General features: G+C 43.5%; 14 protein-coding genes. 9 read left to right on the top strand and 5 right to left on the bottom strand.

Going from position 1 to position 14,507, the window contains the following annotated elements; genetic code table 11:
• Positions 1-43: 43 nt before the first annotated feature.
• Genes arsC through ACI882_RS11600 form a run of 3 tightly spaced genes read left to right on the top strand, consistent with a single transcriptional unit; the run spans position 44 to position 1,375 of the window.
• Positions 44-388, top strand: a complete 345-nt coding sequence (gene arsC, locus ACI882_RS11610; protein WP_411745415.1) for an arsenate reductase (glutaredoxin) — start codon at positions 44-46, stop codon at positions 386-388.
• Positions 388-981, top strand: a complete 594-nt coding sequence (gene wrbA, locus ACI882_RS11605) for an NAD(P)H:quinone oxidoreductase (protein WP_411745414.1) — start codon at positions 388-390, stop codon at positions 979-981. Before arsC ends, wrbA begins: the two co-directional genes overlap by 1 nt.
• On the top strand, positions 974-1,375 hold the full coding sequence (locus tag ACI882_RS11600; RefSeq protein WP_411745413.1) for a DUF2069 domain-containing protein: 402 nt from the start codon (positions 974-976) through the stop codon (positions 1,373-1,375). Before wrbA ends, ACI882_RS11600 begins: the two co-directional genes overlap by 8 nt.
• Here the strand turns inward: ACI882_RS11600 and ACI882_RS11595 are convergent.
• Positions 1,372-2,340, bottom strand: coding sequence for a GlxA family transcriptional regulator (locus tag ACI882_RS11595; protein WP_411745412.1), 969 nt, complete (start codon positions 2,338-2,340; stop codon positions 1,372-1,374). The genes ACI882_RS11600 and ACI882_RS11595 overlap by 4 nt on opposite strands.
• Positions 2,341-2,714: 374 nt before the next feature.
• On the opposite strand from ACI882_RS11595, the gene ACI882_RS11590 reads away from it, so the two are divergent.
• Entirely contained in the window at positions 2,715-4,841 is a 2,127-nt protein-coding gene (locus ACI882_RS11590) for a M4 family metallopeptidase (protein ID WP_411745765.1), read from the top strand.
• Positions 4,842-5,080: 239 nt separating this feature from the next.
• Complete coding sequence (locus ACI882_RS11585; protein WP_411745764.1) at positions 5,081-6,916, top strand: beta-ketoacyl synthase; 1,836 nt, start codon at positions 5,081-5,083, stop codon at positions 6,914-6,916.
• Between the two features lie 174 nt (positions 6,917-7,090).
• On the opposite strand, the gene ACI882_RS11580 is transcribed toward ACI882_RS11585, so the two are convergent.
• The 4 genes from ACI882_RS11580 to ACI882_RS11565 all read right to left on the bottom strand — a co-directional run bounded on the left by ACI882_RS11580 (position 7,091) and on the right by ACI882_RS11565 (position 10,750).
• The gene (locus ACI882_RS11580; RefSeq protein WP_411745763.1) at positions 7,091-7,555 is read right to left on the bottom strand and encodes a hypothetical protein; all 465 of its coding nucleotides are present in this window, start codon (positions 7,553-7,555) and stop codon (positions 7,091-7,093) included.
• A gap of 200 nt (positions 7,556-7,755) precedes the next feature.
• The gene (gene hda, locus ACI882_RS11575; RefSeq protein ID WP_411745762.1) at positions 7,756-8,454 is read right to left on the bottom strand and encodes a DnaA regulatory inactivator Hda; all 699 of its coding nucleotides are present in this window, start codon (positions 8,452-8,454) and stop codon (positions 7,756-7,758) included.
• A 6-nt stretch (positions 8,455-8,460) separates the two neighbouring features.
• Positions 8,461-9,645 (bottom strand): AI-2E family transporter, encoded by a 1,185-nt coding sequence (locus ACI882_RS11570; protein WP_411746832.1) that lies wholly within the window; start codon positions 9,643-9,645, stop codon positions 8,461-8,463.
• A gap of 10 nt (positions 9,646-9,655) precedes the next feature.
• Entirely contained in the window at positions 9,656-10,750 is a 1,095-nt protein-coding gene (locus tag ACI882_RS11565) for a DUF2066 domain-containing protein (RefSeq protein ID WP_411745070.1), read from the bottom strand.
• 188 nt (positions 10,751-10,938) lie between these two features.
• On the opposite strand from ACI882_RS11565, the gene purM reads away from it, so the two are divergent.
• The 4 genes from purM to ACI882_RS11545 all read left to right on the top strand — a co-directional run bounded on the left by purM (position 10,939) and on the right by ACI882_RS11545 (position 14,462).
• Entirely contained in the window at positions 10,939-11,988 is a 1,050-nt protein-coding gene (gene purM, locus ACI882_RS11560) for a phosphoribosylformylglycinamidine cyclo-ligase (RefSeq protein WP_411745069.1), read from the top strand.
• A 2-nt stretch (positions 11,989-11,990) separates the two neighbouring features.
• Positions 11,991-12,641, top strand: coding sequence for a phosphoribosylglycinamide formyltransferase (gene purN / locus ACI882_RS11555; RefSeq protein WP_411745068.1), 651 nt, complete (start codon positions 11,991-11,993; stop codon positions 12,639-12,641).
• Positions 12,642-12,663: 22 nt separating this feature from the next.
• Positions 12,664-13,389: a DUF3108 domain-containing protein gene (locus ACI882_RS11550; RefSeq protein WP_411745067.1), complete on the top strand. Its 726-nt coding sequence runs from the start codon at positions 12,664-12,666 to the stop codon at positions 13,387-13,389.
• Between the two features lie 77 nt (positions 13,390-13,466).
• Complete coding sequence (locus tag ACI882_RS11545; RefSeq protein WP_411745066.1) at positions 13,467-14,462, top strand: 2-hydroxyacid dehydrogenase; 996 nt, start codon at positions 13,467-13,469, stop codon at positions 14,460-14,462.
• Positions 14,463-14,507 lie beyond the last annotated feature (45 nt).

Here is a 14,507-nt window from a genome sequence, read left to right as displayed (position 1 = left end):
CGGTATGATCTCACTACAAAAAATAAATTGGATGATGACGTAAATGACTGCAACTATCTACCACAACCCTCGCTGCTCTAAATCACGACAAGCACTCGCGCTTCTGGAAGAAAAAGGCATTAATGCGGAGATTCGATTATATCTAAATGATCCACTGACAGCGCCAGAACTAAAATCATTGCTTGATCAACTAAAAATTCCAGCTCACGATATTCTACGTGCAAAAGAGTCAGAGTATAAAGAAGCTGGGTTATCAAAAGAAGCGACTGAAGCACAGATCATAGCCGCCATTATTAACACACCAAAATTATTAGAACGTCCTATTGTCGTCACTGACAAAGGCGCCCGTATTGGTCGACCCACTGAAGCCATTCTGGACGTTCTATAGTGCCCTATATTCTTGTGCTTTATGCAAGCCGACATGGAAGCACCGAAGCGCTGGCGATGAACTTTGCTGAAGGCATTGAAACAGTCCAAGGCATGTCAGCTTTAGTTCGAACGGTTGCTCCTATTGGTGCCGAATACAATCCTAAAATTTCAGATATACCAGATACCGGAGCGTTATATTGCACCGTAGAAGATTTCGCTAATGCCTGCGGACTCGCGCTTGGCTCTCCTGGCCGCTTCGGCAATATGGCTACTGAGCTTAAATTCTTTTTGGAGCAAACGACTACACAGTGGATCTCGGGAAGCTTAATTGGTAAACCCGCGACGGTGTTTACCAGTACAACCACTGTACACGGTGGCCAAGAATCTACTTTACTGAGTATGATGAATCCTCTTTTCCATCATGGCATGATGGTCATGAGCGTACCTTACTCAGAGCCGAGGCTGCATGCTCAAACTGGTGGAGGTTCTCCCTATGGCGTGAGTCATGTCTCTGGTCCAAATCACACTCCTATCGATAACGAAACAGCACTTTTAGCGCGCAATCAAGGCAAAAGACTGGCACAACTCGCATTAAGGTTAAATCATGACTGATCACACGATCTCCGTTAATAAAAAGCTAAAGCTGCACTTCTTATTACTCCTCATCGCAATAATGATCGGCGTTTTAGTCAGCGGTCCTTCATTAGACTCAATGTCGTTCGGCATGTGGATTGCTAGCGGGTTATCAATTGCGATAATCACTTGCGTACCGTTACTATTTTTTATTCCAACAATATTACGGCCAACCACCAGCGGATTAAGTTGGTATGGATTTCTCTTATTAGCTTATATTTTGGGTGGCACTATCAAACTATTAGGCCCATCTGGATTTATTGGCGGTTTGTTAATTTTAAGTTTCAGCTTAACCAATTTTGCCTATGTGATTATGTGGTTAATGCCCTTTAAAAAAGCCGCCAAAGCAAAACAAAAAACCGAAGAAAACTAACCTGAAAAAGGCTTACTTCGAACAATGCGTCGGTAATCACTTGGCGATACTGACGCATGATCTCTAAACGCCTTTGAAAAATATGCATTGTTGGTATAGCCACTCGCCTCTGCAACATCTGCCATCGGCAAATTAGTTTCGCGCAGTAAGTCTTGCGCATATTCCATACGAATCTTAGTTAAATACTGTAAAGGTGAAAGCCCTGTTGCCGTCGTAAAACGGCGTCGAAATTGCCGTTCAGACTGCCCAACTACATCTGTTAATTGTTTAATACTAATAGGCTCGGCCAAATGCGTGCGCATCCAACTTTGCGCTAGACTGACGAGTTCATCATTATGCATAGCCCCGCCTGGCTCATAAAAAGGTGTGGTAAACGAGCGCTTAAGCTCATGCATAAATTGCTGCTCTACCAATGCTAGCGCTTCTTCCCCCCAATAACGCTCAATAAAGTACAAAACTAAATCGGTTTGAGCGTTTATTGAACCTGCACAATAAAGACCATCTTGATGGGTAATAAAATGTTGTTTTTGGAACTCAACCTCAGGATAGCGTTTTTGAAAACGGTCTAGGTAATACCAGTGTGTGGTTGATACACGCCCTTTCAATAATCCGGCTTCGCATAAATGACCCACTCCTGTCCCAGTTGAAACTATTTTGGTACCACTGGCGTAAACACTAGCCAACCACTCGTGCATTTGCATTTGAATGCTAAGCTGATGCCAAGGGCTTCCCCACATAGGCGGCACAAAAACCCAATCATATTGATGTAGACTGTCGTATGAATCAGTAGCCATCAACGTTACCCCTCCGGTTAACTCAACGGCCTGACGTTCTGGGGCAATAAAGTGCGCACTAAATTTGGACGTGGTTTTACCTCGAACGTGATCTGCAGCTTGAAACATCTCTACAGGTACCGTAATCGCGGTGGTCAACACTTGCGGGTACAGTAAGAATCCAACCTTCATTATTAGCTTCCGTTAACAAACAATTATCGTCCGAATTACTATACCTTAGATAAATTAACAGCCCTACTTTTAGAGCCAAAAAATACCTTCTTCTTTTTAAATACCATTCAATTTGATCACTTTGTTTTTGGTCAACTTTTTTGTGATAGTCATCATGAAAATGAAAGTATCGATCGGTGTTTTTTAAACAGAGTTCACATTTTCACCAGTAAGGAGTTGTGCCTATTAAATGATCACTCTATTAGTGGCCTTACATCTAAGACCAATTTAGCTCAAAAGGCTGGTTTTTTTGACTCTCTGATGCGCATCAGCCACGAAGTCACAAGCATTATGGTTAATGCTACCTAATAATTATTAAAATAAAGGATATTCTAATGAATACATTAAAATACTCGCTTCTCGTTAGCGGATGCTTAATGGCATCTTCAGCGATAATGGCGGCTGATCGTGTCGATGCGACAGAAGCTCATCTCGCTCAAAGTACTATGTCCGCAAATACTAATTCAGCGGCCGCTCAGTTGGTTAAATCACGCGTATTGCCAAGCAATGTCACCGTTGAGAAATTCCAACAGACTTACCAAGATATACCGGTATGGGGGCAAATCATCACTCGCCGAATCAGTGAGGGACAAGACTCCTCTATTATGGGCGAGTTCATTACCAATATCGATGCAGATTTACCGCAGATGACTCCAAGATTCGACAGTAAATCTATCTTAAATCATGCGATGGAACAGCATACTTTGAATACTCAAGGCCTTATGCCAGGGCGCGTTATGCTTCAAGATATGCTCCTCAACGCAGAAAATAAACAACAGCAGCTTTGGATTCGCTTAAACGAAAACGATGAAGCTCAGCTGGTATATTTAGTGTCATGGGTTGAGTACAGCGACCATCCGACCCGCCCACACTACTTTATTGATGCCATGACAGGCGTGGTTTTAGAGCACTGGGATGGACTAGCACATCGAGATGCAACCGGTCCTGGCGGCAACGAAAAAACAGGTCAGTACATTTACGGTCAGGACTTTCCCCCGCTCAACGTAGATAATAATTGCCGCATGGATAGCCCTAACGTTGAAACCGTTGATATGCAAAATGGAACCAGTGGAGGTTCTGTTTTCCAGTTTACCTGCCCAGAAAACACCAATCGGTATGCCAATGGTGCTTACTCGCCATTGAACGATGCTCATTACTTCGGCAATGTGGTCTTTCAAATGTTTGATGAGTGGTACAACACGGCTCCCATTTCCCAAAAACTAAGAATGCGTGTGCATTACGGTAATAGCTATGAGAATGCTTTTTGGGACGGCAGCCAAATGACATTCGGCGATGGCGCCAGCCGCTTTTATCCTTTGGTCAGCCTCGATGTATCAGCTCATGAAGTGAGTCATGGCTTTACCGAACAGAACTCAGGGTTGGTTTACCAAAACCAATCTGGCGGTATCAACGAAGCATTTTCTGACATGGCCGGTGAAGCAGCTGAGTTCTACATGAAAGGCAGTAACGACTGGAAGGTCGGTGCCGATATCTTCAAAGGAGCTGGGTCACTTCGGTACATGGACGACCCTACTCAAGACGGTAACTCAATCGGACATGCCTCTAACTACTATTCAGGGATGGATGTTCATCACAGTTCTGGTGTTTTTAATCGTGCGTTTTACCTGATGGCAACTTCGACAGGCTGGGACACTCGCAAGGCATTCGATGTTTTCGTTTTAGCAAACCAGACCTACTGGTCGCAAAATACCAATTACGTCAGCGGAGCATGCGGTGCTCTAAGCGCAGCGACAGACTTAAACTACAGCACCAGCGTAGTAACCAGTGCATTTAACACGGTAGGGGTATCTACTGCTTCATGTGGCGGTGGCGATTCGGTAACGCCTCTTGTTAATGGTGTACCGGTCAGCAACCTTAGCGGCACGTCTGGAAGTACAATGATGTACAAATTAGTTGTACCTGCTGATGCCTCTACGGTAACCATTAACATGAACGGTGGATCTGGCGATGCTGATCTATATGTTCGATTTGGGTCGCAACCTACTACATCAAGCTATAATTGCCGACCCTATGTCGGTGGTAACAGCGAAACGTGTAGCTTTGACCCTGCACAAGCCGGAACTTATTACGTGATGGTACGAGGCTACAGTTCTTTCAGTGGTGTAACCCTCACGGGTACCTATGCAACAAGCAATGGTGAGCCTACATCGGGTACTGAATCAAACCTCAGTGCTTCTACAGGCAACTGGTTACATTATCAAATCACTGTTCCGGCAAATGCCAGCGCATTGAATGCATCAATTGCTGGCGGTTCTGGTGATGCTGACTTGTATGTTCGCCAGGGTAGTCAGCCAACTACAGCTAATTATAATTGTCGTCCATACCGTTCAGGTAATACGGAAAGTTGCGCATTAAACTCACCTACCGCAGGTACTTGGTGGGTTAGCGTTCGTGCGTACAGTACTTTTTCTGGCGTAACGTTAAATTGGAGTATCGACTAACCTCCCATGGCCACGGCTCATTCCTGAACTGTGGCCTTTTAGTTTTATTTCTCTTATTCAACAACGAATCACTTCAATCTCCTCTATAGGTGCCTTCAAACTCCAACGCCATTTAAAATGTAAAAGTTTAACCCATACTCAAATACATCCGAATATAAACAAAAGATGTCCGATTTATAATAACCATGATTGAATTTTACCCCTATATTTTGCGCAACTAAATATTTATGAGCCTGGTTATGAAAAAACTTCCTGTAATTGTCGGTTTCGGTGGCATCAATACCGCTGGTCGTTCTTCAATGCATCATGGTCACAAGCGCATGGTCCATGAAGCGTTAGATGACTCTCTTATGGACAGTACCTGGGAAGATTTAGCAACGTTAATGGGCTTAGATCGTCAATCAGCAAGCTTCAAACAAGAGGTTCTAAATGGAACGCTTATCCGTAAAATTGAGGCATCGCTCTACGATCCTGAAAAGGTTCAATCGGCAAAACAAGGTGATTTCAACACTGACCAACCCCGGCACTTCAGTGTTAAAAAAAGCCATTTACCCGAAACGATTCCACCCAACTGGAATATTGCAGAACATGACGGTAAAACGGTCAATGTAACCATCAACGGCCCTATAACTGCAGTAATTCCCGATAACTACAAAGCAAAAGTTAGTAGCGGCGGTCAGCTGCCTACTGGGTTTGACCCGAGCGCCTATTATAACTCTGCGCATCACCCTCGCGGCCTACAAATGACCGTCTACGGTGCTTCTGACGCAATACAGTCTATTGGTATAGGTTGGTCGACCATTGTTGACCACATTTCGCCCGATGCAATCTCTGTATATGCTGGTTCTGCTGTCGGCCAAACCGATCAATTTGGCCTAAAAGGTTTATATCAAGCAGGCTACAATGGTAAACGCACAACCTCTAAAATGATGCCATTGGCCCTCCCGGAGATGCCAGCCGATTTCATCAATAGCTATATTATTAACAGCGTCGGCAACACGGGTTCAAATGCAGGCGCCTGTGCAACTTTTTTATATAACCTGCGCCAAGGCTTAATTGATATTCAATCTGGGCAATGCCGTGTTGCCATTGTAGGCAATGCAGAAGCGCCTATCGTTCCTGAAATAATGGAAGGCTTTAGAGTCATGGGCGCTCTTGCAGAAGACGATCAATTAAAACAGCTAGATGGCACTGAAAAAGCAAATAACCGACGTGCCTGCCGACCGTTTTCCTCGAACGCAGGTTTCACTATGGCTGAATCTGCACAATTTTTAGTGTTAATGGACGATGAACTCGCTCTAGAGTTAGGTGCAACTGTTTTTGGTTCTATCGCGGATGTATTTGTAAATGCCGATGGCAATAAAAAATCTATTTCAGGCCCGGGGGTCGGCAACTACATAACCATGGCCAAAGCCACTGCCTTAGCGCAAGCCATTATGGATAAAGAGCACCATAAAACCTTTGTTATGGCACATGGTACGGGTACACCACAAAATCGTGTCACCGAATCACATATTATCAACGAAGTGGCGCAATCTTTTGGAATAAATAACTGGGCAGTCTCCGCGGTTAAATCTTACGTTGGTCACTCACTCGGCCCTGCCGCGGCCGATCAAATTACCGCAGCTCTGGGTGTTTGGCACACAGGCTTTGTGCCTGGCATTAAAACCATCGACCATATCGCCGATGATGTTCACCACTCGAACTTAAATATTTTAATGGACCATCACAACGTAGGTGAGCAAGGCTCCGATATGTTGGGTACCGTGATCAACTCGAAAGGATTTGGTGGAAATAACGCGAGCGCCCTAATCCTATCACCACAAAAAACTAAAAACTTGATGCAACAGCGTCACGGTGAAAAAGCGTTCACTAAATACCAACATTTAAACGAAGCGGTTGTAGCGAAACAAGCGCAGTTCGATGAAAACACTCGAAAGGATGGACTAAAAGTAACCTATTCTTTTGGTGAATCGGTCATGACCGACAAAGATATTTCATTCGATACTAAATCGTTCAAACTAAGTGAGTTTAAAAACACGATCAAGTTACCTGATACGAATCCATTTATTTAGTATTTATCACTTTGGGGTATTCAGGGGTACTCCGACTCCGCTGAGGTGCTGTAAAAATAGGGACGCCGTAAACCCATCCATGGGGGCTCGCCATTGGCATCCATGCCAATGAACGCCCAATTTTCACAGCACCTCAGCTCCGTTATATCCGTGGCATCTCAAAGTGAGATGATTTTACTTTGATACTTCTTTTGCATCTTTTGTTAAATACAAAAAAACTGACAACGCGATTAATAAAAATGCAGTGCTCGTTATAATAGCCACGGGGTAATATAAATTACCTGCTAGCTCTAGCTGGCTATATTTAATCACCATTATCAACCCTTCTAATGATAACGCCACACACACGGTACCAATAAATCTAGGTATAGTACGGCGTAGCCCAACAACAGCATCTTCTTCTTGGTCGTGACTCGAATATTCGTGATGGATGACTAATGCGAGTTCAAAAACGGCCAATGCAATGATCCCAGTATTAATGCTACTGAGGAATATTTGCATAATATCTTTGCCATTTATAATACCTTCAACGACAGTTTTTGAAAGCGAAACAAGGATAGCGGCGGCTAGCGCAAAGAAGATAAACGTAAACATTTTTGCAAAAACGGTTCGGACGGTGCCGATAAAGTTATCGTTCATAGTTCCCTTAATTCATATTTGTAATGCTTGAATCAAAGACTCCCGAAACTATTAGCGCACAATAGAGCAGCTCAACAATTCGGGAGCCACATTTAAGAGATACCATACTATGTATTTTAGCGTTGAAGCAATAGGAACTGGTTAACGTTAGCTATGTAAAAAAACCGCGTGTAATTACCACTTAATCCTTACAAAACTAACTAAAGCGCTAATACTTGTTTTAAAAATGGAATGGTCAAACGACGTTTGGCCGCAAGGGACTCGGTATCGAGCTTATCGAAGGTGGCGACTAGCTCTTTCATGTTTTGGTTGTGTCGCACAATTAAAAACTCGGCAACTTCTCGCTCTACAACTAAACCTCTTCGTCTTGCCTTCCAAATAACCCAATCAATACGTTGTTCATCATCAAGAGACGTCAGCTGCAATGTCAGCCCAGAACTAAGCCTTGATTTAAGGTCAGCTAGCTCTAACGCTAAATGCAGCGGACTGCTATAACTGCCAACTAAAATCAACTTACCCGCATCACGCATTCGATTATAAAAATGGAAAACGGCCTCTTGCCATTCCGCGTGGTCTGCCACTAACTCAATATTATCTAGTGCAATGGCATCTACTTCATCCAATCCCTCTAATGCTTCTGGACCAAACTCTAAGCAATCGGCTATGGGTAAATATAAAGTTGATAAACCTTGCGCTTGTAGGTCATGTATTGACGCTTGCAAGATATGGCTAACGCCGACTCCTTCAGCGCCCCAAATATAAATGAGGTGATCATCTAAGCGTGCAAGTGCTTGGCGTAAGGTTCCTATTGCGACCGCGTTATTGCCAGGTAAATAATCTTCAAAAACGGTATCGTCTCTAAACGATACATGCAAAGGAATTTGTGGCGTTGGCTGCATAACCAATTAGGAATCCTCTTGTCGAATTGTTTCTTCAACATTTGTTTTAATGTCTGTTTCAGCAACGGGCTCGCTGACCACTTCTTGAACTAGTTCACTATCTATTTCATGCTCACCTTGCCCTGCTTCGACGGTTCGATCATTTCCATATAAATCACTACTTCGGTAGTTATCGTGCATGCGTCGAACAACCACCATAACGACGGCTGCAGTAGGCAATGCTAATAAAATTCCGACGAAACCGAAAAGTTGCCCACCTGCTAAAACAGCAAAGATTACCGCGACGGGGTGCAAACCTATACGATCACCAACAAACTTAGGCGTTAATACCGTGCCCTCCAATGTTTGCCCGACAATAAACACAACGGTGACTAATACTAAATGCGTAATATCGCCAAACTGGAAGAAAGCTGCCACAAGTGCAGCGCCAATACCAACGATAGCGCCAAGGTAGGGTACGACCGAGGCCAGCCCTGCTAACAACCCAATTAGCAAACCTAAGTCTAAGCCCATCAACATTAGACCAACTGAATAGATAACGGCTAAGGCTAACATGACCATTAATTGCCCGCGGAAGAAAGCACCTAAAGTCTCGTGGCATTGCCCAGCAATATCAGAGGATGTTTTATAATAATAACGGGGAATCAATGAGCCTATTTTAGCAATTAGGTCATCCCAATCACGTAATAGGTAGAACCAAACCACGGGAATTAAAACCAAATTACCGACAAAGCCAATAACTGCAAAACTTGATTGAGTTAAGTTACCGATTAATTTTTTAGCCACATCGCCTGTGGCGCCCCAATTAAGTTGCTGGCTCAATTGCAGCCAATCTAACTGCGCCAACTCAAGTCCAAATCGAACTTCAATCATTGGGATGACGGTTGTTTTCACATAGGTTATTAACATCGGAACTAATTTCACTAACTGATCTATTTGCTCAACCAATGCAGGAACAAGTAGCAAGCCGACAAGCGTGAACATAGCCGTCAACGCTAGAAAGGTAACAATAACACCCTGAGTACGAGAGAGTTTCCATGTTTCTAATTTATCAACTATAGGGTCGCCCATATAAGCCAATAGAATAGCCGTTAAGAATGGGCTTAATATTGGCGACAACATCATGAGCAACCAAATAGATAGCGCTAGACAGGCTAAAATGAGCCACTTTTGTGAATCGGTTATATTCATTCAGTTTTCCTTATGGCTGCCAGCGAAATAGGAGTTCGTTATCAAGTTGCGCTTCCAAGGTAGACTCTAATAATGGCACTAGCTTTTTGTCTAACGACAGCAAATCGGAGAATTGATTGCGGTCACCACTAATTTCAACATCAAAAATGATAGTAGATTCAGCTATGGACAATACTTTTAGCTTAGTAATCATATTTATTGATTTCAAATACCGCTCTATAGCTGCAAAGGTTTTAGCATTGGACACATCTTCAATTTTCACAGACACATTGCCTAGCTGATTCGGATCTAAAACGAAGGCATATTGTTCAGATAAACGTTGTGCTACTAAGTCTATTCCTGATTCGGTCACTTCAGTTAAGGTACCGGTAACCGTTGGTAATCGTAACCGCTCACCTTTAAAGAGCATAAGCCAATCTGCTTGATACTTGTCGTTAGACTTTGATAAGCGCCCAGCTAGTATCGCTTCAGGCTCGTAACGAGTTGATGCATATTCTATGTCGGTTGAAAAAAGCCCATATACATCTGCAAACGAAATATTTAGCGTATCTGACAAATCCATGATCGGTAATACGATTGGAATACCTCGTAAATTAGCTTCAGCTAATAAGGTATTCGCTAAATGGCTCTCTTCTGAATCGGCCAAAATATGATCTTGGTTATTAATTCTATCGGCCATCCAGACCAATACTTCTGGGCGTTTTACTCCCCAAACTGGTAGACGATTAGCCACTAGCAAATCATTTATCAATTTTTGATCGAAATCTAACACCATCGCCTTGGTTGGAATTTTCTCACCGAGTACGTTAGTAAAAAACTGACTACTTTCAATAAACCGAAACGATGACAAGTAGCGCTCGCCTAACTTGAGTGATTTGGCAATTTCAGGGTTCTCCACGACCGTTTTTAAACCAGACACCTTAACTAATGTTGTCGTAAAGGCTTTCTCTATGGCGTCTGCCTGTTCGCTATTATTGGCATTAAGGCTGACCACGACGGTACTGCGATATAATTCAACATCGGTTGCCGCTATACTCATCCCGCTCATGTAGACCAAACAGACACCAATAATGAGTGCCCAATTAAAGCTGTACCCTTTACGCATAACTCGCTCCGCTGGCTTTTCGTCAATGCAAAAAAAACGCTATTGTGACAGAGCGTTAACAAAAATACAGCGCTCTATACAACAATATGAAAATTTGACCGTTTAGACATGCTGATTAACAGCCCAGACGCTGGTACAATCCGCGCGCCATTTAGGCTGGTGATCATAATTCATTCTTGGAGCCCTTCATGACCGACCAAAACAAGCCATCATTAAGCTACAAAGACGCAGGTGTTGATATCGATGCCGGTAATGCCTTAGTTGAACGTATTAAAGGCACTGTAAAAGCAACTCGTCGCCCTGAAGTCATGGGTGGTATCGGTGGTTTTGGGGCACTCTGTAAAATCCCTAAAGGATATGAAAGCCCTGTTTTAGTCTCGGGTACAGACGGCGTTGGCACCAAGTTAAAACTAGCCATGGACCTAGATCACCACGATACCATTGGTATTGACCTAGTCGCGATGTGCGTAAACGATCTAATTGTTTGTGGTGCAGAGCCACTATTTTTCTTAGATTATTATGCAACTGGCCAATTAAGTGTCGATATTGCCAGCCGCGTTGTTGCTGGTATCGGTGAGGGATGTTTACAAGCAAACTGCTCATTGGTCGGTGGTGAAACAGCTGAAATGCCGGGTATGTATCAAGGTGAAGATTACGATCTCGCGGGCTTCTGTACAGGTGTTGTTGAAGAAAGTAATATCTTAGATGGTAGCAAAGTTGCTGAAGGCGATGTTGTTATCGGCCTGCCTTCAAGCGGTCCTCACTCTAACGGTTACTCGCTAATTCGTAAGGTTTTAGAGGTTTCAGGTGCATCCACAGATGAAGCACTAGGCGATACAACCCTAGCCGAAGCCTTGATGGCACCTACTAAAATCTATGTTAAGCCGATTTTAGAGCTACTAAAAACTCAGCCCATACACGCAATTTCTCACATTACTGGCGGCGGTTTCTACGAAAATTTACCACGTGTCTTACCTGAAAACTGCAGTATTCGTATTGATGCAACTGCATGGCAAAGACCAACTGTTTTCGATTGGATTCAAACAAACGGTAATATTACTGATAAAGAAATGTTCCGTACCTTCAACTGCGGCATGGGCTTAGTCCTAGTTGTGCCTGCGCACGCGCAGCAAGCGATAATGGAAGAATTGACCAAACTTGGTCAAGCACCCGTTATTATTGGTGCGATTGAAGCTCAGCAAGCCGATAACGTTATCATTGATGGGATTAGCGCCTAACCATGAAAAAAATCGTCGTGCTGATTAGTGGGGGTGGTAGTAACTTGCAAACCATCCTCGACAATTGCCAGTCTGGCGCAATAAATGGCCGTGTAAGCGCGGTCATTTCAAACCGACCTGAAGTGTTCGGGCTCACACGAGCAAAGAACTACGGCTGTGACGCCATAACTCTTGATCACAGTCGCTTTGACAGCCGCGAAGCTTTTGATGCTGAACTTAAAGCAACAATTGACCAGTACCAACCCGACATTCTTGTTCTTGCTGGGTTTATGCGAATTCTGACGCCTGATTTTGTGCAATCTTACCTTGGCAAAATCATCAACATTCATCCGTCTTTATTACCGAAGTACCCTGGTCTGCATACACACAAACGAGCACTTGAAGCGGGTGACAAAGAAGCCGGTGCAACCGTTCATTTTGTAACACCCGAATTAGATGGCGGCCCAGCCATTCTGCAGGGCGTCGTTCCTATCAACGTTGCGGATATCGAACTCGATTTAGCCAAGCGAGTCTTAGCCACCGAGCACCTAATTTACCCCCAAGTAATCAAGTGGCTGTGCGAAGATCGCTTAACCTTTGCTGAAGGGAAAGCCACTTTTGATGGAAAAGCGCTTCAATTTCCGCTGTCATTAGATAATACTGAAGCCTATTAATAAATGTTCTGGAATACTTTTGATGAAGCAAACTGTTTCTAAATACATATTTGCCACCTTATGCCTCTTTGCAAGCTTAGCCGTTCATGCCAACGAGACGCTACTGCCTTTTGTAGCAACGCTTGAAGCGACTCGCTTTGGTACCTTCGACCTAAATTTAGACGGCAAGATGTATCTAAAAACAAACGGGAACCAATGGGAGTTTGGCCTAAATGCCAAGAAAGGCGCCATTGCTACCGACGAAGTTTCTAAAGGCAAACTGCTAGCTAATAATAAATACCAGCCAAACTCTTACGAAAAGAAAAGCCATGTTTTTCTAATAAAAGAAAACATTGACTGGAATTACGATTGGATAAAAAACACCGTAAAAGGCAAGGTTAAGAAAGATAAAATCGAACATACTCTACATGACAACCTTTATGATCCGCTTAGTTATCAATTAGCGCTCAGACAACAGCTTAAGGCGGGGCAATTACAACTAAGCGTCGATAACTTACGCTATAAAAACCCCGAAACGTTTCAGTTTGCGGTCATTGGTGAAGAGCTGCTGGAGATAAACGGTACTCTGATCATGACAAAAATCGTCAAACAATTAAAACCTCAACGAGGCGATTCTAAATACCTCATTTGGGTTGCCCCAGAATTTGATTACATCACCCTGCGCTTTGCAAGCTATAGCAAAGGTAAACTTAAAGATCTTGTTCAAGTAACCTCTTTATCCATCAACGGACAAGCCTCATCTTTTTAATTTTGAGCCAGTCATTTTCCAAACCGCTATGTTAGTCTATTACCCACTAATAAGTTTGTAATCAAGGAGCTCTTTGCATGAAAGTAGCTGTGTTTAGCAGTAAGCCATACGATAATACACACCTCACCACCGTCAATGAAAACACGCACGAACTATTCTTTATTGAAGCGCCGTTGAATGAGCAAACGGCCATACTTTCAAAAGGTTTCGATGCTGTTTGTGGATTTGTTAACGATACACTTAACGCTACGGTCATAAACACCTTAAAAGATAACGGTATAAAGCTTATTGCCATGCGCTGCGCTGGCTTTAACAATGTCGACTTGGCCGCTGCAGAAGCAGCTGGCATTTTAGTGACCCGAGTCCCCGAATATTCACCCTTCGCCGTCGCTGAGCACGCCGTCGCGCTCCTACTGGCACTCAACCGAAATATTCATCGAGCCTATAACCGAGTACGAGAAAATAACTACTCTTTACATGGCTTAATTGGTTTTGATCTCCATGGCAAAACCGTGGGTGTTATCGGCACAGGTAAAATTGGCTTGGCGTTTATTAAAATAATGCTGGGTTTTGGCTGCCGCGTAATTTGTGCAGACCCCTACCCTAATCCTGACGTTGAAGCGACAGATGCAGAATATGTCTCTCTTGAAACCCTATGGGCGCAAAGCGACATAATCTCACTGCACTGCCCGTTATTACCGTCAACACGCCATATTGTGAACAGCAACTCTATCCACCAAATGAAAGACCATGTCACACTCATAAATACCAGTCGCGGCGCCTTGATAGATACCAGAGCAGTTATTGATGGGCTTAAAAGCGGTAAGATCGGTAATCTTGGTTTGGATGTGTACGAAGAAGAAGCGGACTTATTTTTTGAAAATAATTCAAATGAGATACTTCGCGATGATCAACTGGCTCGTTTATTGTCGTTCCTGAACGTAATTGTCACGGGCCACCAAGCCTTTTTCACTAAAGAAGCTTTGACCGCAATCGCGAATGTCACAATCAACAACATTACCGGGTTTGAAAAGAATGACCTAGAAAGTATTTGCATCGTCAAAGCACAGTAAACTGACGAAACGCATAGGAAATGTCAGAACAACCAGCATTAGCCA

Origin of the sequence: Reinekea sp., assembly GCF_046710285.1 — a bacterium.
Classification (GTDB): Bacteria; Pseudomonadota; Gammaproteobacteria; order Pseudomonadales; family Natronospirillaceae; genus Reinekea.
Note: the sequence above shows the minus strand (reverse complement) of the source record. Positions and strands in the feature narration are given on the sequence as shown.